Origin of the sequence: Streptomyces canus (genome assembly GCF_041435015.1) — a bacterium.
GTDB lineage: Bacteria > Actinomycetota > Actinomycetes > Streptomycetales > Streptomycetaceae > Streptomyces > Streptomyces canus_G.
The window spans coordinates 1,529,501-1,548,682 of the sequence record NZ_CP107989.1 but is presented as its reverse complement, the minus strand read 5'-3'; the positions used below and the strand labels follow the sequence as shown (position 1 = coordinate 1,548,682).

The following is a 19,182-nucleotide window of genomic DNA, read 5'->3' as shown; positions in this document are numbered from 1 at the left end:
GGTCGTGATCAGCCGGCCGCGAGGATCTCGTGCGCCGGCGCGAAGCGTCCGCGAGAGGGCGGAAGATGGTGGTCACGTCCAGGGGCGCGAGGGGCCGGGCCGTCGGGCCACAGGCCCATGGTCGTGGTGCCGGAGACCGTGTCGAGGGCGATCCGGTGGGCCTGCGGTGACCGGATGAGCAGCCGTGACCACTAGAAGCGGACCGTCATCTCCACCCTCACGTCGTCCCCCGCGCCCAGCCCCTCCGGCCCCCGCACCGCGTTCTTGAGCGGCAGCAGATAGCCGCCGTCCTTCGGGAACAGCGATGTCGTGAAGGTGACCTCGCCGATCCGGGCCTCGACCGGGATCACGCCCCAGCCGTAGGTGGCCATCCGGGCCACCTCACCGATGTCGGCGGACTCCTGGTCGGGCACCGGGACGAAGTAGTAGGGCGCCGGGCCGCGCCATTCGATCACCCGGCCGGTGAAGGTGAGCTGCATCGAACCCCCGTTGCGCGGAAGACATCAGGACCCGTTGTACCGCGCCGCGATGTCCGTGAGATAACCGCGCAGCAGGATCTTGGTCTCCTCGAGCAGCGCCGCGTCCCCCTTCGTCTCCCGGCGGAAGGCCTCCTGGGCGAGGGCGTCGGCGGCGAGGATCGCGGCGTGGCAGACGCGGGCCAGGGTCTCGTCGTCCTCGGCGAGCTGCAGGACGAGCAGGATGCGGCGGATCCCGTCGGCCATCCGGCGCTTGTGCTCGCGGTCCGCGGTCCGGGTCCGCTCGGTCAGTCCGCTGCCGAACCACAGGGCGCGGAAGCCGTGTTCGGTGCGGTAGATCTCCGCGTACGCGTCGACGAGGACGCCGACCGGGTCCTCCCAGCGCTCGACGGCCGCGGCCTCGACGAGCGCGTCCATCGCCGCTTCCAGCTTGGCGAAGTAGCCGGCCGCGAGCGCGTCGATGATCGCCCCCCGGTCGGGCAGGTACTGGTACAGCGAGCCGACCGAGACCCGCGCCTCGGACGCGATCCGGGTCGTGGTGAGCGACTCGACGCCCTCCTCGACCAGGATGCGTTCCGCGGCTTCGAGAACCCTGGCCAACCGGGCCCGGCTGCGGGCCTGTTGGGGAGTGCGGCGCAGGGCGCCGACCCACGCGGCCGGCTCGGCGTCCGGGGTGGGCTCAGCCACGGGACGACCTTCGCTCGCTCACCTGACAACCTCCGAACGTGAACGTGACTTTGTTTCAGGTTTAGGTTAGCGTCGCGCGCATGACCGACTCAAGCCCGGTGCTGAGCGAGGAGCGGGCCGCCGTGGCGGACGCCTGCCGCCGTCTGGGGGCCGAGGGCCTGCTCATCGGTACGGCGGGCAATGTCAGCGTACGGGTCGAGGACCACGTGGCGATCACCGCGACCGGCGCCGTCCTGGCCCAGCTCACCCCGGACCAGGTGACCGTGGTGGACCTCGACGGAGAGATCGTGGCCGGAAGCCTGCTGCCGACCTCGGAGCTCGACCTCCACCTGGGTGTCTACCGCCGCTACGGCACCGCCGCCGTCGTGCACACCCACGCCCCGATGGCCACCGCGCTCTCCCTCGTCCTCGACGAACTTCCCTGCATCCACTACCAGTTGCTGGCCCTCGGCGGCACCGTCCGGGTCGCGCCGTACGCCACCTTCGGCACCCCGGAACTCGCCGAGTCGGTCCTCACCGCGCTGGAGGGGCGCGGTGCGGCCCTGATGGCCAACCACGGCGCGGTCACCCACGCCCCGACGCTCGACAAGGCGGTCGAGCACGCGCTGCTCCTGGAGTGGGCCTGCGGTGTCTACCAGCGCGCGGCCGCCCTGGGGCAGCCCCGCTTCCTCGACGAACAGCAGCAGATCGCGGTGATCGAGGCCGCCCTCGCCCGCAACTACGGCACCACGCAATCCGCACAGGAGGGAACTCGATGAACGCACAGAACGTCGTCACCATGGGCGTGCACGTGCTGGACGTGCTGGTACGGCCGGTCGAGGAGATACCCGAGGGCCAGGGCGCGACCCTGGTCGAGGACATCCGCATGACCGCCGCCGGTACGGCCGCGGGCACCGCCCTCACCCTCGCCAAGCTGGGCGCCTCGGTGCGCACCGCCGGGGCGATCGGCACCGACCCGACGGGCGACCTGCTCACGCAGCTGCTCGACAAGGCGGGGATCGACACCGAGCTGCTCGTGCGCCGTATCGACACCTCCACCTCCGCGACCGTCCTGCCCATCCGCCCCAACGGTGACCGCCCCACCCTCCACCTGCTCGGCGCCAACATCACCTACGGCCTCGACGACGTGCCCTGGGACGCGGTCGCCGAGGCGAGCCACCTCCACCTCGGCGGCCCCGAGCTGATCGGCGCCGAGGTCGCCGCCCGCATCCTGGCGCACGCCAAGGACCACGGCGTCACCACCTCGGTGGACCTGCTCGCGCCGGGTGAGCTCGGCACCTTCGACCAGATCGAACCGCTGCTCCCGTACGTCGACTTCCTGCTCCCCAACGAGGACCAGGTCCTGGGCTTCAGCGAGGAAGAGGACCTGGTGACGGGGGCGAAGAAGTTCCTGGCCGGGGGAGTGGGCCTGGTCGCGGTCACCCGTGGCGGCGACGGCGCCCTCCTGGTCACCGCCGAGGGCACGGAGACCATCCCCGCCTTCGAGGTCGACGTCGTCGACACCACCGGCTGCGGCGACGCCTTCTCGGCGGGCTTCCTGCGCGGGGTGGGCCTGGGCCGTACGCCACGCGAGGCGGCGATCCTGGGCAGTGCCGCGGCGGCGCTGGTGGCGCAGGGCCTGGGCAGCGACCATGGCGACTTCGACCTGGCGGAGGCCGACGAGTTCTCCATGACGAGCAAGACCCGCGCCTGAACCGAACACCTACCCTGCGGTGTGCGAGGGGTGCGGAATGGACGTGGGACGACCGGTGTTGCGGCAGCATCGAGTTCGTACCGCGCCACCGCACTCCTGGGAGTACCCATGCCCCGCTCCGAAGCCCGCGTCGCCACCGACCGCCCGCACCGCTACGCCAAGCAGCTCGCCTCGCACCTCGGGCGTCGCAGCCGCACCACGTGGGACGAGGAGAGCGGTGAGGGCAGCCTGCTCTTCCAGAACGGAGGCAAGGGCTCCCTCACCGCCACCGAAGGTGCGCTGCTGCTGAGGCTGGAGACGGAGTCCGAGCACCTCGACCTCCTCGAGGGTGTCGTCGGCAGCCACCTGGTCCGCTTCGGCAGCAAGGACGAACTCGTCGTCGAGTGGACGCGGGACAGCGGCGAGTCCGGTACGACGCAGCGCAAGGAGACCGACTGACGGGGGAGCTCAGATCGCGCAGCCCACGTGGGCCAGCGCCTGCTTGAGCAGCACCCCGTGACCGCCGGGCATCTCGCTCTCCACCGCCGGTGACAGGGCCTCCTGCGGACTGAACCACACCAGGTCCAGGGCGTCCTGGCGGGGCTGGCAGTCGCCGCTCACCGGGACGACGTAGACGAGGGACACCGCGTGCTGGCGCGGGTCGTGGTAGGGCGTGACCCCCTGAGTGGGGAAGTACTCCGCCACCGTGAAGGGCTGCAGGGAGGGCGAGATCCGGGGCAGGGCGACAGGGCCCAGGTCCTTCTCCAGGTGGCGCAACAGGGCGTCCCGGACCCGCTCGTGGTGCAGAACGCGGCCGGAGACGAGAGTCCGGCTGACCGTTCCGTCGGGTCCGATGCGCAGCAGCAGGCCGACGCTGGTGACTTCGCCGCTGTCGTCGACGCGCACGGGCACGGCCTCGACGTACAGGATGGGCATCCGGGCGCGGGCCTGCTCGAGATCGTCGGCGCTCAGCCAGCCGGGCGTGGTTTCGGTCAAGTCAGACATTGCTAGATCATACTTTCCGGGGACGGCGGGCGCTCAGTCGCGCTCGCCTGGTGGGACGGGGGACGGGGCGGGAAGTCCGTAGAGGCGGCGGGCGTTGTCCCCGCTCGCCCAGGCCGCGACGCGCAACGCGTCCGGCAGGCTCAGCTCGTCGGCGTCCACCCGCTCCTGGAGCAGTGCGGCCAGTCCCTGCCGGAACGACAGCGCGCCGAGCAGATGGAATTCGGCCACTCCGTACGCGTCGGAGCTGTACAGCAGCTTGCGGAACGGCGTGATCTCCAGCGCCTCCGCCAGGATCGCCCGGGACCGTGCGGGGCCGACGTAGTGCAGGGTGAGGCCCACGTCGAGGTACACCTGCTCGAACACCGCGGCCAGATAGGCGGCCTGCCGCTGATACGGCCAGCAGTGCAGCAGCAGGACCGGGATCGTGCCCGCGGTCAGGTGCAGCCAGTCCGTGAGGTGGGTCGGGTCCACGCGGTGCATCCGGATGTCGCTGTCGCCGAACCCGGTGTGCAACTGGAGGGGCAGCCCCAGGTCCACGGCGGTCCACAGCAGATGCCGTACGAGAACCGGATCGGCCAGTCGTCCACCGTGGGCGAGCCAGTCGGCGGCGGCACGGGAGACCTCCGCGTCCGAGGGGCGCGCCGGGTCCAGGTCGAAGCCGGTGCGGTAGGCGGCGACCGACTTCACGGCCACCACACCCGGCCGCTCCACGGCCTCCAGAGCGGCCGCGCGGAACTCGTCCCCGTACGCGTCCGGCTCCACGCCGCGCGCCGCCACCGCCTCCGCGACACCCTCCAGCCGCACGATCTCGTACGCCGTCCCGCCCGCGGCCGCTGCCAGCTCCGCCGGTGTGGTGAGACGTTCCGGCGCGTACCCGGTGTCCACGCAGAACACGTCCGTGCCCGCGGCGGTCAGGAAGCGACGGTTGACCTCCTGAGGGCCGAGTTCCGCGCGGCGGGCCAGGTAGGCGTCGGGCGGCGCGTGGCGCGGGAGGTCCAGCAGGGGTGCGCAGTGCCGGCGGACCGCCACGCCGACCGGGCTGTCGAAGGACGAGATCCCCGGCCAGGCCGCGCCCTCGGTGAGCAGCGACTCGAAGCCCGTCCGGTCGAGGCCGTCGACGACGACCCCGTGGCAGTGGTGGTCCACCAACCGGGCGGCGGCGAGGGCCTCGTGGACGCGTCCGCTCATGCTCAGTACTTCCAGCGGTACGCCGCCGCGATCTGCTCGTCGTCCAGGTCGGCCACGGAATCGCTCTCCCCGAAGCGCACGGCGACCACGGCGTCGGCGAGGACCGGACCCAGCGCGGCGCGCAGCTGTTCGTCGGCGCGGAACGCCCGGACCGCTTGGGAGAGGGACGTCGGCAGTCGGCGTACGCCCATGGCGGTGGCCCGGTCGGCGGCGAGCAGGGCCGGATCGCCGGTGATCTCCCTGGGCAGCGGCATGGCCGAGGTCAGGCCGTCGAGCCCGGCGGCGATCAGACCGGTGAACGCGAGATACGGGTTGGCGGCCAGATCGACCGGCTTCAGCTCCAGGTTCGCGGCCCGGTCGGTCCGGCCCGCCGTGCCGGTGATGATCCGGACGGCCGCCTCCCGGGTCTCGCGGCCCCAGGCGGTGAACACCCCGGCCCACTGGGAGGGTTGGAGACGCAGATAGCTGGCCGGGCTCGGCGCGGTCAGGGCCGTGAGCGCGTGCAGATGGGCGAGGACACCCGCGACGAACGACTCGGCCTCGCGTGTCATGCCGTACCGGCCCTTGCCGCCCGAGTGCAGGTTCACGCCCTCGTGCCAGGCGGAGAGGTGGAGATGGCCGCCGTTGCCGACGCCCTCCGCGAAGACCGCCGGGGCGAAGGAGACGACCAGCCCGTGCCGCTGGGACACCGCCCGGATCGTCTGCCGTACGAGCACGCTGACGTCGGCCGCCGCCACCGGGTCCAGGGCGCTTGTCGAGATCTCGAACTGCCCGGCCGCGTACTCGGGATGGAGCTGTTCGACCTCGATGTCCTGCTCGGCGCACGCCGCCAGCAGGTCGGCCGCGTAGTCGCCGAGCTCGATCTGCCGGGTGGCGCCGTACGCCGGTCCCGACACGGCGGGCACGAAGTCACCGTCCGCCACCGGGCCCCGGCCCACCGCCCACTCGATCTCGACGCCCGCCTTGAAGGTGATCCCGTGCCGCTCGGCGGCCTCGGTGACGATCCGCCTGAGGACCGTGCGGGAGCAGCCCGGATGCCGCTCGCCCTCCTGTGTGATCCGGTCGACCGGCGCCCAGGACCAGCCGGGCTGCCCGGCCAGCGCCACGAGCCGGTCGAGGTCCGGGTAGAGGCGCAGATCGCCGTCGGGGGAGCCCAGGGTGTCGGTCGTGACGATGGAGTCGTTCGCCAGGAACGTGTCGAACACCGGCGACATGCCCACGCCCCAGGCCGCGGCGGAGGACAGCTTCGCCGTCGGGATCGTCTTCACCCGGCAGATGCCCGCGGTGTCGACGTAGGCCAGGACCACGCCGTGCACGCCTTTGTCGGCCAGCTCGTCGCTCAGCGCGGTGGCCCGGTCCACGTCACCGGGACGGCCGCCGGGCACGGGGTCGGCAAGGGTGGTCATACGTCCTCCACGACGGACTCGGCCGGATCGGATCCCGCGTCACGGTTTCACGGCCACCGCGCCGAACTGCGGTACCACGACCGGGGAGTCGGACTCGGCACGCCACTGCGAGCAGGAGACCAGGCCCGGTTCGAGGAGGTCGAGTCCCTCGAAGAACGTGGCGATGTCCTCGCCGCTGCGGGCCGTGATCGGCGGAGTGGCGTTCTCGTTCCAGAACTTCATGGCCGGGATCTGGCCCTCGCCGCCGAGGTCGGCGTCGAACGTGGGGTGCGTCAGGGCCAGATGGCTGCCGGCGGGCATCGCGGCCATGACCTCCCGCGCGATCCGCCGGGCCTCCTCGGTGTCGAGGACGAAGTTGAGGATGCCGAGCATCATCACCGCGACCGGCTTGCTCAGGTCCAGGGTCTGCGCGGCGCGTTCGAGGATCGCGGCCGGGTCGTGGACGTCGGCGTCGATGTAGTCCGTGACGCCCTCGGGGGTGCTGGTCAGCAGGGTGCGGGCGTGGACCAGCACGATCGGGTCGTTGTCGACGTAGACGATCCGCGCGTCGGGGGCGATGCGCTGGGCGATCTCGTGGGTGTTGTCCACCGTCGGCAGCCCGGTGCCGATGTCGAGGAACTGCCGGATGCCCTGCTCCTCGGTGAGGAAGCGCACCGAGCGGCCCAGGAACCAGCGGTCCGCGCGGGCGATCTCCTGGATGATCGGGAACATCCCGGCGACATGATCACCGACCCGCTGGTCGACCTCGTAGTTGTCCTTGCCGCCGATCCAGTAGTTCCACACGCGCGCGTTGTGCGCCACACCTGTGTTCAGCCTCGCCGACGCACCCGACGGGGTGTGGCTCTCGCTCACGACTGTGCTCCTTCTCGTGCCTGCGGCCGTTGCCGCCATTGTGCCGTCCGATGATCAGCTTGTCCCGGAAACGGCGACTCGAACGCCCCGTCCGACGGCCGGCTCAGCCCTCCCTCCGCGCGTGCCCGTTCTGCCAGGCCCAGGCCGCGATCTCCACGCGGTTCCGTGCGGCCAGTTTGAGCTGGATGCTGGAGAGGTGGGTCTTGACCGTGGAGAGGGAGACGTACAGCTCGGCGGCGATTTCGGCGTTCGTGCGGCCGAGGGCGACCAGGTGGACCACGTCGAGCTCACGGTCGGTCAGGGGCTCGGTGGCAGGGCGGGGGCGGGGCGCGGTGACCGGCTCAGGCGCCGGGTCCGCCGTGACGTGCCGGAGCAGGCGGACGGTGACCGAGGGGGAGACCAGTGAGTCGCCGGCCGCGGCGGCCCGGACCGCCTCGGCGAGGAGGGTGGGCCCGGAGTCCTTCAGCAGGAACCCGCAGGCACCGCCGCGCAGCGCGCCGTAGACGTACTCGTCGAGATCGAAAGTGGTGACCACGACCACGCGCATCGGATCGGCGAGGCCGGGCCCCGCCAGCAGTCGCGTCGCCTCCAGCCCGTCCAGCTTCGGCATCCGGATGTCCAGCAGACACACGTCGGGCCGGACCTCCCTGGCCAGCCGCACCGCCGTCTCCCCGTCGGCGGCCTCGGCGACCACGGTGATGTCCGGCTGCGCGTCCAGGAAGAAGCGGAAGCCGGTACGGACCATGTCCTGGTCGTCGGCGATCAGCACGCGGATGGGCGCTGCCGGCGGGGTGGGGCGCGTCATGGGTCGATCATGCCTCAGGGAGAGGAGGGGGCGGAGCGGCTGTGGACGGGGGCTGCGGAGGGGCTGCTTCGGCGGGTGTGGTCGAGGGTGCCGGGGCGGTGTTCATCACGTGAGCCGGTTCTCTGCCGGCGGTCGAACCTCCGGGTGACGTGGCCGAGGCCTTGACCACGCTGAGGGGCCTGTCCACGGTGCGGTAAGGCCCCCCGGGGGGCGGAGGACTCCTGGTGGGGGAGGTGGCTCCACTCTCACCCGCGGGCACGGGCGGCCGCCTCGGCCGAACGGCCATGATCTTCGGGCCCGGCACGGCGGCGCCTCGACCGTTCGGCCGATCCCGTGTGCGACCGCCGCGCATACGGTGAGCGGCATGAAGTCCGTATCCGCCCGGGGTTGCGCGGGCGGCGCCGGTATCGGCGCGCTGTTCGCGGCCGCGTTCGTCGACGTGGCCTACTCGACCGAGGGCGACGGTCCCTCCTGGCCGTTGGCCGCGACCCTGCTGCTCGGCAGCGTCGCCGTGCTGTGGCCGGCCGCCCGGCACCCGCGTCGGCTCACCCCTCAGCTGCGTACGACCGTGCCGGCCGTCGCCTCCCTGGTCTGCACGGTGGACTCGGTGGCGCGCTCCGGCGTCCTGTTCGGCCCGGGCGAGCCGGCGATCCTGCTGTGCCTGCTGTTCGTCGCCGTACGGCACTGTCCGCGCAACTGGGTCGTGGCGTGCGCCGCGCTCGACGGGGCCGCCGTGCTGGCGCTTCCGGTACGGCCCTTTCTGGCCGAGCAGGACACCATGCTGGGGTTCATGCTGATCGGGTTGCTCCTGGTCGGCCTCACGATCGCGTTCGCCGCGTATCTGCGCTCGCAGGACTACCGGCGGACCGTCGCCGTCAGCGAGACCCGGCGGGCCGAACGTCTGGCCGTCGCCGCCGACCTGCACGACTTCGTCGCCCATCATGTCACCGGCATCCTGGTGCAGACCCAGGTGGCCCGCATGATGGCGGACACCGGCGCCGAGGAACTCGACCCGGTCCTCGCGGGTATCGAGCGTGCCGCGACCGAGGCGCTGGCGTCGATGCGCCGGACGGTCGGGGTCCTGCGCGAGACCGACGACCCGGCCGACCGCCGCCCGGTGGGCGACCTCGCGGGTGTCGCCGGTCTCATCGAGGGTTTCGCGAGCCCCGTCCAGAAGGCCATCCTGCAGCGCGAGACGTCGGTGCCCGACGACCTTCCGCACGAGGTGCAGGCGGCCGCGTTCCGGGTGGTGCAGGAGGCCCTGACCAACGTACGGCGGCACGCGGCCGATGCCACCCAGGTCACCGTCGGGCTGCGCTACGAACGGTCCCGTCTGCGGGTGTCCGTGTCCGACGACGGACGCGGCGCCGGCCAGTTGCCTGCGGCGGCGCACGGGGGCGGCTTCGGACTCGTCGGCCTGAAGGAACGAGTGACCGCACTCGGCGGCGAACTGCACGCGGGGCCGCGGGCGGAGTACGGGTGGGAGGTGCGGGCGGACTTTCCGGGATGAGGTGGCGGTCCTTCCGGGGTGTTGCGGTGGGCTGTGCTTGGGGGGTCTTTCTGAGGTGCTGCGGATGGTCTGTCGTGGGCGGGTCCGGGGGCTTTTCGGGGTGTCGGAGGTGGGCCGTTGCGCGGGCCGTGGCGGTCTTCACGGGTGCCGCGCGGCCGGCCCGTCCGGCGTGGCTGCCTCGGGACCAGCGGTGTTTCCGGGGTGTCGGGGGGTGGGCTGTCGCGGGGCCGTGGCGGTCTTTCCTGGGGGGTGCGGGTGGTCCTGTGCTGGGGGGCGTGGGGGTCTTTCTGAGGTGCCGCGGATGGTCTGTCGTGGGCGGGGTCGGGCTCACTTCGGGGTGTCGGGGGTGGCCTCTCCCGGGGGCCGTGGCGGTCTTCGCGGGTGCAGCGCGGCCGGGCCGTCCGACGTGGCCCCGTCAGGACCAGCGGGGGCTGCCCCGGGGCACTGGCGGTGTTTCTGGCGAGCTGCGGGTGGTCCACCGCGGGCGATGCGGCGCTCTGGCGCGAGGTGGTGCGGGTGATCTGTCCCGGGTGACGTGGGTGGTCTTTCGCGGGTGAGGGGCCGGGTTGTTCAATGGAGCTGCACACGAGAGGAGCCGCCCGTGTCCCCTGCCCCCGTGGTGTCGGTCGGCGCACGCATTCGGCAGGCGCGTCTGGAGCGCGGCCTGGGTCTGCGCGCCCTGGCCCGCGAGGTCGGCGTCTCCGCGAGCCTGGTCTCCCAGATAGAGACCGGGAAGAGCCAGCCCTCGGTCAGCACCCTGTACGCCATCACCACCGCTCTCGGCATCTCCGTCGAATCCCTCTTCGAGGTGCGGGAGACCGCCGCGGCGGCGAGTTCGGCCACCGTCCTGCACGCCCTGGCGGCCTTCTCGGCCGACCCCGGCCGACGCATCGGCCCCCTGGTCACGCCCGGTGAGCGGGATGTGCTGGAACTGGACTCCGGCGTCGTGTGGGAGCGGCTCGGGCACGTCCCCGGCACGGACGTCGACTTCCTGCTCGTCACCTACCGGCCCGGCGGTTCCTCCTCCGGTTCGGGTGGCCTGATGCGGCACACGGGGACGGAGTACGGCTATCTGACCTCCGGCGAACTCGTCCTCACCCTCGGCTTCGACGAGCAGGTCCTGCACCCCGGCGACGCCGTCAGTTTCGAGTCCACGACCCCGCACCGCTACCGCAACGACGGCGACGTACCGGCCGTGGGGGTCTGGTTCGTGTCGAGCCAAACTGTTCAGTGACGCTTGACACTCCTCGCGGACGGTCGTTGACTCGACAGTGGGGGTGGTCGCGATGGCGATCCGCACGTACGGCCCCAATGCCGTCGACTGGGAAGAGCGCGTCGACCTGGACCGGCTGCGCAGACAGCGTCTGGCCCGGCTCCACGACACGCTGAACCGCTCCGAACTGGGCGCCGTGCTCAGCTTCGACTTCGCCAACATTCGCTACATGACCGCCACGCACATCGGCACCTGGGCGATGGACAAGCTGATCCGCTTCGCCCTGCTGGTCCGCGGCGGCGAACCGATCGTCTGGGACTTCGGCTCCGCGGCCCGCCACCACCAGCTCTCCAACCCGTGGCTCGACTACAGCGACGGCAAGGGCGGCCCGCCCACCGGAGCCCGCGCGGGCATCTCCACTCTGCGGGGCGCCTTCCACCCGGAGGCCGGCATCGCCGAGGACGTCGCCGCGAAGATCGCCGCCGAACTCCGCGCCCACGGCCTCGCCGGCGAACCGCTCGGCGTCGACGTCGCCGAGATGCCGGTCCTCGCCGCCCTGCGCGCCGAGGGCATCGACGTCGTCGACGGGCAGCAGGTCTTCCTGGAGGCCCGCCGCATCAAGACCGGCGACGAGATCTCCCTGCTCGCCCAGGCCTGCGCGATGGTCGACGCGGCTTATGAGGAGCTCTACGGATACCTCCGCCCAGGTGTCCGCGAGAACGAGTGCGTGGGACTGGTCAGCAAAGTCCTCTACGACCTCGGCAGCGAGTACGTCGAAGGTGTCAACGCCATCTCCGGGGAGCGCTGTTCACCCCACCCGCACGTCTACAGCGACCGCCTGATCCGCCCGGGCGACCCCGCCTTCTTCGACATCCTGCACAGCCACCTCGGCTACCGCACCTGCTACTACCGCACCTTCGCCGTGGGCAGCGCCTCCTGTGCCCAGCGCGACGCCTACGTCCGCTGCCGTGCGTACATGGACGAGGCGATCTCGCTGGTCCGGCCGGGCGCCACCACCGCCGACATCGTGCGCGTCTGGCCGCGCGCCGAGGAGTTCGGCTTCGCCGACGAGACCGCCGCCTTCGCTCTCCAGTACGGCCACGGGGTGGGCCTGTCGATCTGGGAGAAGCCCATCTTCAGCCGCCTGGTCTCCCTCGACCACCCCGAAGTCCTCGAGGAGGGCATGGTGTTCGCCCTGGAGACCTACTGGCCCGCCGCCGACGGCTGGTCCGCCGCCCGGATCGAGGAAGAGCTGGTCGTCACCGCCGACGGCTGCGAGGTCATCACCAAGTTCCCGGCCGAGGAGCTGTTGGTGGCCGGCCGCAAGTACTGGACTGTGGGCGGCGAGCTGAACACCGCACGGGAGGCGCAGTCCCACCTGAACACGGGAACGACCGATGGACACCGCTGAACTCCTCGCGCTGTACGAGCAGATGGCCCTCATCCGCCGTACGGAGAAGGCCGCCCACGACCTGTTCCTCCAAGGGCTCGTCAAGGGCACCACCCACCTCGCGGCCGGTCACGAGGCGATCGCCGTCGGCGCGAGCGCCGCCCTGCTCCCCGACGACTACGTCTTCGCCACCTATCGCGGTCACCACCACGCGATGGCCCGGGGCGCCACCCCCGAGGAGTGCCTCGCCGAACTCATGAGCAGAGCAACGGGGTTGTGCAAGGCCAAGGGCGGCTCCATGCACCTCACCAAGGCCGCGACGAACATGCTCGGCTCCTACGCCATCGTCGGCGCCCACCTCCCCATGGCGGTCGGCGCCGCCTGGTCGGCGAGGCTGCGCGGCACCGGACAGCTCGCGGTCGCCTTCTTCGGGGACGGCGCCACCAACATCGGCTCCTTCCACGAGGCGTTGAACCTGGCCGCCGTATGGAAGCTGCCCGTGCTGTTCGTCTGCGAGAACAACCTGTACATGGAGTACACGCGGATCGCCGACGTCACGGCGGTGCCCCGGCCGGCCGCCGACCGGGCGCCCGCGTACGGCATCCCCGGTGAGGTGGTCGACGGCAACGACGTCGTCGCCGTCCAGGAGGCGGTGGCACGGCTGGCGCGGCGGGCCCGGGCCGGAGACGGGCCCGCCGTGCTGGAGGCCGAGACCTACCGCCACTTCGGACACAGCCGGGCCGACCCGGCGACCTACCGCCCGGCCGAGGAGGTCGAACGCTGGCTCAAGCACGACCCGCTGGACATCGCACACGGGCGGCTGATCGAGGCCGGGGTGCCCGAGGAGACGGTCACCGCGGCCGACGAGCGCGCGCAGACGGTCGTACGGCAGGCGATCGAGGCCGCGAAGAGCGCGCCGCCGCCGGATCCGCGGGAGGCGTTCACCGATGTGTGGGCGGACGGGGGTGCGGCATGGCGGACGTGATCACGTACCGGGAGGCGGTCGCCGAGGGCATCGCGCGGGAGATGCGACGCGATCCGTCCGTCGTCTGCCTGGGGGAGGACATCGGCGAGGCCGGCGGGGTGTTCAAGACGACCGCCGGGCTGTTCAAGGAGTTCGGGCGGGAGCGGGTGTGGGACACGCCGATCTCCGAACAGGCCATCGTGGGCGCGGCGATGGGCGCCGCGATGACCGGGATGCGGCCCGTCGCGGAGATCATGTTCTCCGACTTTTTGGCCTGTTGTTGGGACTACCTCGCCAACGAGATACCCAAGGTGCGTTACATGACGGGCGGCCAGGTCACCGTGCCCCTCGTCGTTCGCACCGCCAACGGCGGCGGGCTCGGCTTCGGCGCGCAGCACTCGCAGGCCACCGAGAACTGGGCCCTGACCGTCCCCGGGCTGAAGATCGCGGCACCCTCCACCCCCGCCGACGTGATCGGCATGATGGCGGCCGCGATCCGCAGCGACGACCCCGTGGTCTTCTTCGAGCACAAGGGGCTGCTGGCGAGCAAGGGAGTACCCCCGCCGCCGGACCACGTCGTCGAGCTGGGCCACGCGGCCGTCGTCCGCGAAGGAGCGGACGTGACACTGGTGGCCCTCGCCTCGATGGTGCCGGTCGCGCTGAAGGCCGCGGAAAGGCTTGCCGAGGAGGACATCGGCGTCGAGGTCGTCGACCTGCGCTCACTCGTGCCCCTCGACATGGCCACCGTCCTCGCCTCGCTCGGCCGGACCTCCCGGCTGGTCACCGTCGAGGAGAACCCGTACCAGGGCGGCTGGGGCGCCACGCTCGTCTCCGTCGTCGCCGACGAGGGCTTCGCTCTGCTGGACGCGCCGGTGCGGCGGGTGGCGGCGGAGTGTGTGCCGCTGCCGTTCGCGGACGTGCTGGAGGAGCAGGTCATCCCCACCGTCGACAAGGTCGTGGCGGCCGTCAGGAGCCTGGCCGCGTACTGAACACCCTCTAGGAGGAAGCGCGATGACCCATCGGATACTCCTTCGTGCCGGACACGTGCTCTCGATGGACCCCGCAATCGGGGACCTGCCCCAGGGTGACGTCCTCATCGAGGACGGGAAGATCGCGGCCGTGGACCGCGAGATCGGCGCGGACGCCGAAGTCCTCGACATGACCGGCCGCATCGTGATCCCCGGCTTCGTCGACACCCACCGCCACACCTGGGAGGCCTCGATCCGGAACGTGGCGCCCGACGCCACCCTCGACGACTACTTCGTCGACATCCTCGACACCTTCGCGCCCCTGTACACGCCCGAGGACGTGTACGCGGCCAACCTCGCGGGCTCCCTGGAGTGCCTGAACGCCGGCATCACCACGCTCGTCGACTGGTCCCACATCAACAACACGCCCGAGCACCCGGACGCGGCGATCCGGGCCCTCACGGAGACCGGCATCCGCGCACAGTACGCCTACGGCAGCGCCAACACCTCCCTCGCCGACTACTGGTTCGAGAGCAAGATCGCGATCCCGGGCGACGACGTACGCCGTGTCCGCACCGAGTACTTCGCCTCGGACGGCGGCCTGCTCACCCTGGCCCTCGCCACCCGCGGCCCCGGTTTCTGCGTCAACGACGTCGTCACCTCGGAGTGGGCCCTCGCCCGCGATCTGGACATCCCGATCACCGTGCACGTGGCCATGGGACGGCTCGCCGGCCGCTTCGGGATGGTCAAGCAGCTCCACGACCTCGGACTGCTCGGCCCCGACACCACCTACGTCCACTGCTGCTACTTCAGCGAGGAGGAGTGGCGGCTGGTCGCCGACACCGGCGGTACGGTCTCCATCGCGCCGCAGGTGGAGACGCAGATGGGGCACGGCTGGCCGCCGGTGATGAAGGCGATCGAGCACGGACTGCGCCCCTCGCTCAGCATCGACGTCGTCACCACCGTGCCCGGCGACATGTTCACCCAGATCCGCGCGGCCTTCGGCGCCGAGCGAGCCCGCGTCAACGCGGCGAGCTGGCAGGCCGATGTCCCGGTCCCCGACACGATGCTGACCGCACGTCAGATGCTGGAGATCGCCACCCGCAACGGCGCGCATGTCGCCGGCCTGGAGGACCGCACCGGCTCCCTCACCCCGGGCAAGCGCGCCGACGTCGTCGCCATCGACGCAACCGCCCTGAACGTGGCCCCGGTTCACGACGCCGCGGCGGCGGTCGCGCTGAGCGCCGACGTGTCCAACGTGGAGACCGTCCTCGTCGACGGCGTCGTCCGCAAGCGCAACGGCAGGCTCACGGCCGACGTGGCGCGGGCCCGGCGCCTGGTCGAGGAGTCCCGTGACCGGCTGCTGGCCGCGAAGGAGGCCCGGGCGTGACGCGACACCTGGTGCGCCGGGCCGCCGACGTGCCGGAGCCGTCGCACGACGAACACGGCTACCGACGGCGGGAGTTGGTCGGCGAGGGCGACGGCAGCTCGCACACCGGATTCGGGGTGTGCGAGCTGCGGCCCGACGGCGCGGTCGCGGCTCATGTGCACTCGTACGAGGAGAGTTTCCACGTCCTCGACGGGACCGTGGTCCTCGATGTGCCCGAGGGGTCGTATCTGCTGGAGGAGGGTGACTACGGACTCCTCCCGACCGGGGTCCCGCACGCCTGGCGCGGCGCCGGGGACACCGTCGCCCGCTGGGCCGACATGCTCGCGCCGGTGCCGCGGGCCCGGTACGGGTACGACACCCAGGCGGTCCCGGCGTGGCCCGCGCGCCCGCCCGTCCGCATCGACGTCCGTGATCCGCGCACCCGGTCCTTCGGTCACTTCGAGGTCGCCCAGATGGACCCCGGCAAGCAGTCGCAGGACCTGCTCGCGGTGTCGGCGAGCATGCGGACCGCGCTCCTCGTCTACAGCGGGATCACGGTGAAGATGATGGTCGACAGCGATCTCGGAGCGGTGGCCTCGACGATGTTCATGGTGCAGTACGCCCCCGACGGCGTCGCGGGCTCGCACGACCATCCCTTCGAGGAGACGTACCTGTTCCTCGAGGGCGAGGCGGACGCGGTCTTCGACGGCGCGCGACACCGGCTCGGTCCGGGCGACTGCGCCTGGGCGGGCGCCGGTTGTGTGCACGGCTTCTCCAACGCCGGTGACGGGCCGCTGCGTTGGCTGGAGACACAGGCCCCGCAGCCGCCGGCGCGGCACGCGTACCGCTTCACGCGGGACTGGGAGTACCTGAGGGAGGCTTCCCGATGAGCGGCGTGGTGGTGATCGGCGGAACCTCGGGTATCGGCAGGGAGTTCGCCCGGGTGCGGGCGGAGCGCGGCGACGAGGTGGTGATCACCGGGCGCGACGCCCACCGCACCGACACCGCGGCCAAGGAGATCGGCGCCCGGGGGCTCGCCCTGGACCTCGCGCGGCCGAAGGGGATCGCCGACGCGCTGGGCGAGGTGGGGAGCGTCGACCACCTGGTGATCGCGGGCATCTCCCGGGACGAGAACCGGGTGACCGCGTACGACATCGACGCCGCCATCCACCTCGTCACCCTCAAGCTCGTCGGCTACACCGCCGTCGTGCACGCGCTGCGGTCCCGGCTGCACGACGACAGCGCCGTCGTGCTGTTCGGCGGACAGGCCAAGGAGCGGCCCTACCCGGGTGCGACGACGGTGGCGACCGTCAACGCCGGGGTGACCGGGCTGATGCACACCCTCGTCGTCGAACTCGCGCCCGTCCGGGTCAACGCGATCCACCCCGGAGTCGTGGGCGACAGCCCCCACTGGCGGGCCAAACCGGAGCAGGTCCTGGCGGGAGTGCGGGCCAGGACCCCGACCGGACGGCTCGCGACCGTGGCGGACGTGGTGGACGCCGTGGACTTCCTGCTGCGCAACGGCTCTGTCAACGCGGTGGAGTTGAGCGTGGACGGCGGGTGGCTGCTGGGGTGAGTGGCCGGCTCGCGAACTCAGCGCTTGATGCCGACCGCGCCGTACAGCGATACGGGATCGCCGTCCTCCCGAGCGTCCGGACGCCACCGGGACAGGGACACGATCCCCGGCTCCAGCACCTCGAGTCCCTTGAAGAGACGGCTCACTTCGTCGTGCGAGCGGGCCACCAGGGTCACCCCGCTCGCCGTGTACGCCGCGATGCCCGCGTTCACCTTCTCCGGATCGAAGTCCGCCGTCATCGCCGACAGCACCAGACAACTGCCCGGTGCCAGCGCGCCGACCAGCGTGTCCACCAGCTCCTGCGCGCCGTCCTCGTCGGAGATGAAATGCAGCAGCGCGACCAGTGACAGCGCGACGGGCTGCTCGAAGTCGAGGACGGCGGAGGCCCCTTGGAGGATCCGCTGCGGCTCGCGCGCGTCGGCCTGGAGGTAGTGCGTCGCCCCCTCCGGCGTGCCGTGCAGCAGGGCTGCCGCGTGGGCGAGGACGATCGGGTCGTTGTCGACGTACACCACCCGCGCGTCCGGTACCGCGGTCTGGGCGATCTGGTGGAGATTGGGCTCGGTGGGGATGCCCGAGCCGATGTCGAGGAACTGGCGGATTCCCGCTTCCCGTACGGCGACCCGCGTGGCCCGCTCCATGAACCGGCGGTTGGCGCGTGCCTGCCGGGGCGCGTCCCCCTGGGCCGTGATCCGCCGTCCGAGCTCCTCGTCGACGGGGTAGTTGTCCTTCCCGCCGAGGAACCAGTCGTACACCCGGGCCGGATGCGGCCTGCTCGTGTCGATCCGTCGGCCGGCCGACTCGGTCCCGGTCACACACACTCCTCTGCTCGACTGGATGTGCGAGCAGTGTGCCATGGCGCCCGGCGCGCCGGAGGGCGTCTTCGGCCGGCTCGTCATGGATGGCCGAGCAGACATGGCCGACGGGCGGAAACCCGTCGGCCATGACCCGTCGTCCGGCTGTGGCTACGGCCTGAGCGGGTCGTGCCCCAGCGTCATCAACCGATGCCTGCGCACGGTCTGTTCGGCCTCGGGTTCGTTCTCCACGTCGGCCTCGGCGGTGACGGTGTCCACGACCTCGTACATCACCTCGATGTCGTCGTCGGTCAGGTCCGTGCGCCGCTTCTGCAGGATCGCGAGGACATGCTGCCCGGTCGGCTCACCCGCGTGCTCCGGCAGCGGCTCCGTCGACTCGTCGGCGTCGCTCACCCGCAGCCAGGCTGCCAGTTCCTGCGAGGTCATGTTCACCGCGCGGTGGAAGTCCTCCCACAACGCGTCGAGTTCGAGGGCGTCGGTCATCGCATGCGCCTTTCCGTGGTGCGTCGGGCCGGTCAGTCCCGGGGCCAGTTCTCGGCCTCGAACATCCAGCGCTGCTTCTCGAGCTCCGCGGTGATGCCGATCAGCAGATCCTGCGTGACCGGATCGGCCTTCTCGGTGGCGCCGATGCGCTCACGCAGCCGGCCGATGGCCGCCTCCAGCGTCTCGACGATCAACCGGACGACCTCGTCGTCCCGGATCCAGCCGCTCTTCGAGCCGGGCAGCGTGTAGGCCGCGGCGATCGTCTCCGGCCGGCCGTCGGGCGGCAGGCCCAGTGCTGCGGCGCGCTCCGCCACCGTGTCGGAGAACGAGCGGGCCGTCGCCACCACCTCGTCCAGCTGGAGGTGGATGGACCGGAAACGCGGGCCCACGATGTTCCAGTGCGCCTGCTTCCCGATCAGCGACACGCCGAGCAGATCCACCAGAGTGCTCTGCAGGGCCTCTCCGACCGCCTCGCGGGCCGCATCGGGCAGGGTGCTCCTCACCACAGTCATACCGTGCTCCTCCTTCTGGCATGGTCCATGCCGTCACGGAGCAGCGCGTCGCGTTCCTGCTCGCAGGTACCTCCCCACACGCCCGAGGTCTGCCCACCGCTGAGCGCCAGGTCGAGGCACTCGGGGGTGACCGGGCAGCGGGCACACACGCGCTTCGCCGCTGCGATGTCCCGCAGCGCGGGGCCTTGTGTGCCCACAGGGAAGAACAGCTCAGGGTCCTCTCCCACGCAGGCCGCTCGACGCAACCACTCCATGGGGGCGCGGGTGCCCAGGGCCTACTCGTGCAAACAGCGG

22 protein-coding genes are annotated in these 19,182 nt (G+C 71.6%); 11 read left to right on the top strand and 11 right to left on the bottom strand.

Annotated elements, in window-relative coordinates; all coding sequences use genetic code 11:
• Window positions 1–191: 191 nt before the first annotated feature.
• Both OG841_RS07240 and OG841_RS07235 read right to left on the bottom strand, forming a co-directional pair.
• Window positions 192–479 carry a DUF1905 domain-containing protein gene (locus OG841_RS07240; protein ID WP_266556771.1) on the bottom strand — a complete coding sequence of 96 codons (288 nt, stop codon included), beginning with the start codon at window positions 477–479 and terminating at the stop codon, window positions 192–194.
• 24 nt (window positions 480–503) lie between these two features.
• A complete protein-coding gene (locus OG841_RS07235; RefSeq protein ID WP_328642207.1) occupies window positions 504–1,163 on the bottom strand; it encodes a TetR/AcrR family transcriptional regulator in 660 nt (219 codons plus the stop codon).
• Between the two features lie 80 nt (window positions 1,164–1,243).
• Here OG841_RS07235 and OG841_RS07230 point away from each other — a divergent pair, with 80 nt between their 5' ends.
• The 3 genes from OG841_RS07230 (at window position 1,244) to OG841_RS07220 (ending at window position 3,294) form a co-directional block, all read left to right on the top strand.
• A complete protein-coding gene (locus tag OG841_RS07230; RefSeq protein WP_371564090.1) occupies window positions 1,244–1,921 on the top strand; it encodes a class II aldolase/adducin family protein in 678 nt (225 codons plus the stop codon).
• Window positions 1,918–2,856: a carbohydrate kinase family protein gene (locus OG841_RS07225; protein ID WP_371564088.1), complete on the top strand. Its 939-nt coding sequence runs from the start codon at window positions 1,918–1,920 to the stop codon at window positions 2,854–2,856. The genes OG841_RS07230 and OG841_RS07225 overlap by 4 nt, the downstream gene beginning before the upstream one ends.
• A gap of 108 nt (window positions 2,857–2,964) precedes the next feature.
• Window positions 2,965–3,294, top strand: coding sequence for a DUF2218 domain-containing protein (locus OG841_RS07220; RefSeq protein ID WP_328642210.1), 330 nt, complete (start codon window positions 2,965–2,967; stop codon window positions 3,292–3,294).
• 9 nt (window positions 3,295–3,303) lie between these two features.
• On the opposite strand, the gene OG841_RS07215 is transcribed toward OG841_RS07220, so the two are convergent.
• The 5 genes from OG841_RS07215 to OG841_RS07195 all read right to left on the bottom strand — a co-directional run bounded on the left by OG841_RS07215 (window position 3,304) and on the right by OG841_RS07195 (window position 8,091).
• A complete protein-coding gene (locus OG841_RS07215; protein ID WP_328642211.1) occupies window positions 3,304–3,840 on the bottom strand; it encodes an NUDIX hydrolase family protein in 537 nt (178 codons plus the stop codon).
• A gap of 33 nt (window positions 3,841–3,873) precedes the next feature.
• Entirely contained in the window at window positions 3,874–5,028 is a 1,155-nt protein-coding gene (locus OG841_RS07210) for an amidohydrolase family protein (RefSeq protein ID WP_371564086.1), read from the bottom strand.
• Window positions 5,029–5,030: 2 nt separating this feature from the next.
• A complete protein-coding gene (locus tag OG841_RS07205; protein ID WP_371564084.1) occupies window positions 5,031–6,434 on the bottom strand; it encodes a glutamine synthetase family protein in 1,404 nt (467 codons plus the stop codon).
• A gap of 39 nt (window positions 6,435–6,473) precedes the next feature.
• Complete coding sequence (locus OG841_RS07200) at window positions 6,474–7,286, bottom strand: SAM-dependent methyltransferase (RefSeq protein ID WP_355748562.1); 813 nt, start codon at window positions 7,284–7,286, stop codon at window positions 6,474–6,476.
• Window positions 7,287–7,389: 103 nt separating this feature from the next.
• A complete protein-coding gene (locus OG841_RS07195; RefSeq protein WP_328642215.1) occupies window positions 7,390–8,091 on the bottom strand; it encodes a response regulator transcription factor in 702 nt (233 codons plus the stop codon).
• Between the two features lie 364 nt (window positions 8,092–8,455).
• Between OG841_RS07195 and OG841_RS07190 the strand changes: the two genes are divergently transcribed.
• The 8 genes from OG841_RS07190 (at window position 8,456) to OG841_RS07155 (ending at window position 17,081) form a co-directional block, all read left to right on the top strand.
• Window positions 8,456–9,601, top strand: a complete 1,146-nt coding sequence (locus tag OG841_RS07190; protein ID WP_328642216.1) for a sensor histidine kinase — start codon at window positions 8,456–8,458, stop codon at window positions 9,599–9,601.
• 601 nt (window positions 9,602–10,202) lie between these two features.
• Window positions 10,203–10,835 carry a helix-turn-helix domain-containing protein gene (locus OG841_RS07185; protein ID WP_328642217.1) on the top strand — a complete coding sequence of 211 codons (633 nt, stop codon included), beginning with the start codon at window positions 10,203–10,205 and terminating at the stop codon, window positions 10,833–10,835.
• Between the two features lie 52 nt (window positions 10,836–10,887).
• Window positions 10,888–12,225, top strand: coding sequence for a M24 family metallopeptidase (locus OG841_RS07180; protein WP_371564081.1), 1,338 nt, complete (start codon window positions 10,888–10,890; stop codon window positions 12,223–12,225).
• Window positions 12,212–13,189 (top strand): thiamine pyrophosphate-dependent dehydrogenase E1 component subunit alpha, encoded by a 978-nt coding sequence (locus OG841_RS07175; protein ID WP_371564079.1) that lies wholly within the window; start codon window positions 12,212–12,214, stop codon window positions 13,187–13,189. Before OG841_RS07180 ends, OG841_RS07175 begins: the two co-directional genes overlap by 14 nt.
• Window positions 13,177–14,157: an alpha-ketoacid dehydrogenase subunit beta gene (locus tag OG841_RS07170; protein WP_328642220.1), complete on the top strand. Its 981-nt coding sequence runs from the start codon at window positions 13,177–13,179 to the stop codon at window positions 14,155–14,157. Before OG841_RS07175 ends, OG841_RS07170 begins: the two co-directional genes overlap by 13 nt.
• A 22-nt stretch (window positions 14,158–14,179) precedes the next feature.
• Window positions 14,180–15,526, top strand: a complete 1,347-nt coding sequence (locus OG841_RS07165) for an amidohydrolase family protein (RefSeq protein ID WP_371564077.1) — start codon at window positions 14,180–14,182, stop codon at window positions 15,524–15,526.
• Entirely contained in the window at window positions 15,523–16,395 is an 873-nt protein-coding gene (locus OG841_RS07160; RefSeq protein WP_328642222.1) for a cupin domain-containing protein, read from the top strand. The genes OG841_RS07165 and OG841_RS07160 overlap by 4 nt, the downstream gene beginning before the upstream one ends.
• Window positions 16,392–17,081 carry an SDR family NAD(P)-dependent oxidoreductase gene (locus OG841_RS07155; protein WP_328642223.1) on the top strand — a complete coding sequence of 230 codons (690 nt, stop codon included), beginning with the start codon at window positions 16,392–16,394 and terminating at the stop codon, window positions 17,079–17,081. The genes OG841_RS07160 and OG841_RS07155 overlap by 4 nt, the downstream gene beginning before the upstream one ends.
• 17 nt (window positions 17,082–17,098) lie before the next feature.
• Here OG841_RS07155 and OG841_RS07150 read toward each other — a convergent pair whose 3' ends face one another.
• The 4 genes from OG841_RS07150 to OG841_RS07135 all read right to left on the bottom strand — a co-directional run bounded on the left by OG841_RS07150 (window position 17,099) and on the right by OG841_RS07135 (window position 19,142).
• Complete coding sequence (locus OG841_RS07150; protein WP_328642224.1) at window positions 17,099–17,893, bottom strand: SAM-dependent methyltransferase; 795 nt, start codon at window positions 17,891–17,893, stop codon at window positions 17,099–17,101.
• 150 nt (window positions 17,894–18,043) lie between these two features.
• Window positions 18,044–18,376 carry a DUF3140 domain-containing protein gene (locus tag OG841_RS07145; RefSeq protein ID WP_266556733.1) on the bottom strand — a complete coding sequence of 111 codons (333 nt, stop codon included), beginning with the start codon at window positions 18,374–18,376 and terminating at the stop codon, window positions 18,044–18,046.
• A 32-nt stretch (window positions 18,377–18,408) separates the two neighbouring features.
• Window positions 18,409–18,888, bottom strand: coding sequence for a Dps family protein (locus tag OG841_RS07140; protein WP_371564074.1), 480 nt, complete (start codon window positions 18,886–18,888; stop codon window positions 18,409–18,411).
• The gene (locus OG841_RS07135; RefSeq protein ID WP_328642226.1) at window positions 18,885–19,142 is read right to left on the bottom strand and encodes a WhiB family transcriptional regulator; all 258 of its coding nucleotides are present in this window, start codon (window positions 19,140–19,142) and stop codon (window positions 18,885–18,887) included. The genes OG841_RS07140 and OG841_RS07135 overlap by 4 nt, the downstream gene beginning before the upstream one ends.
• Between the last annotated feature and the right edge of the window lie 40 nt (window positions 19,143–19,182).

What these genes read in the sequence shown, in the direction of transcription:
- OG841_RS07240 (WP_266556771.1), bottom strand. Translation starts at nt 479, where the DNA reads ATGCAGCTCACCTTCACCGGCCGGGTGATCGAATGGCGCGGCCCGGCG.
- OG841_RS07230 (WP_371564090.1), top strand. Translation starts at nt 1,244, where the DNA reads ATGACCGACTCAAGCCCGGTGCTGAGCGAGGAGCGGGCCGCCGTGGCG.
- OG841_RS07225 (WP_371564088.1), top strand. Translation starts at nt 1,918, where the DNA reads ATGAACGCACAGAACGTCGTCACCATGGGCGTGCACGTGCTGGACGTG.
- OG841_RS07220 (WP_328642210.1), top strand. Translation starts at nt 2,965, where the DNA reads ATGCCCCGCTCCGAAGCCCGCGTCGCCACCGACCGCCCGCACCGCTAC.
- OG841_RS07215 (WP_328642211.1), bottom strand. Translation starts at nt 3,840, where the DNA reads ATGTCTGACTTGACCGAAACCACGCCCGGCTGGCTGAGCGCCGACGAT.
- OG841_RS07210 (WP_371564086.1), bottom strand. Translation starts at nt 5,028, where the DNA reads ATGAGCGGACGCGTCCACGAGGCCCTCGCCGCCGCCCGGTTGGTGGAC.
- OG841_RS07205 (WP_371564084.1), bottom strand. Translation starts at nt 6,434, where the DNA reads ATGACCACCCTTGCCGACCCCGTGCCCGGCGGCCGTCCCGGTGACGTG.
- OG841_RS07195 (WP_328642215.1), bottom strand. Translation starts at nt 8,091, where the DNA reads ATGACGCGCCCCACCCCGCCGGCAGCGCCCATCCGCGTGCTGATCGCC.
- OG841_RS07190 (WP_328642216.1), top strand. Translation starts at nt 8,456, where the DNA reads ATGAAGTCCGTATCCGCCCGGGGTTGCGCGGGCGGCGCCGGTATCGGC.
- OG841_RS07180 (WP_371564081.1), top strand. Translation starts at nt 10,888, where the DNA reads ATGGCGATCCGCACGTACGGCCCCAATGCCGTCGACTGGGAAGAGCGC.
- OG841_RS07175 (WP_371564079.1), top strand. Translation starts at nt 12,212, where the DNA reads ATGGACACCGCTGAACTCCTCGCGCTGTACGAGCAGATGGCCCTCATC.
- OG841_RS07170 (WP_328642220.1), top strand. Translation starts at nt 13,177, where the DNA reads ATGGCGGACGTGATCACGTACCGGGAGGCGGTCGCCGAGGGCATCGCG.
- OG841_RS07165 (WP_371564077.1), top strand. Translation starts at nt 14,180, where the DNA reads ATGACCCATCGGATACTCCTTCGTGCCGGACACGTGCTCTCGATGGAC.
- OG841_RS07155 (WP_328642223.1), top strand. Translation starts at nt 16,392, where the DNA reads ATGAGCGGCGTGGTGGTGATCGGCGGAACCTCGGGTATCGGCAGGGAG.
- OG841_RS07145 (WP_266556733.1), bottom strand. Translation starts at nt 18,376, where the DNA reads ATGACCGACGCCCTCGAACTCGACGCGTTGTGGGAGGACTTCCACCGC.
- OG841_RS07140 (WP_371564074.1), bottom strand. Translation starts at nt 18,888, where the DNA reads ATGACTGTGGTGAGGAGCACCCTGCCCGATGCGGCCCGCGAGGCGGTC.
- OG841_RS07135 (WP_328642226.1), bottom strand. Translation starts at nt 19,142, where the DNA reads ATGGAGTGGTTGCGTCGAGCGGCCTGCGTGGGAGAGGACCCTGAGCTG.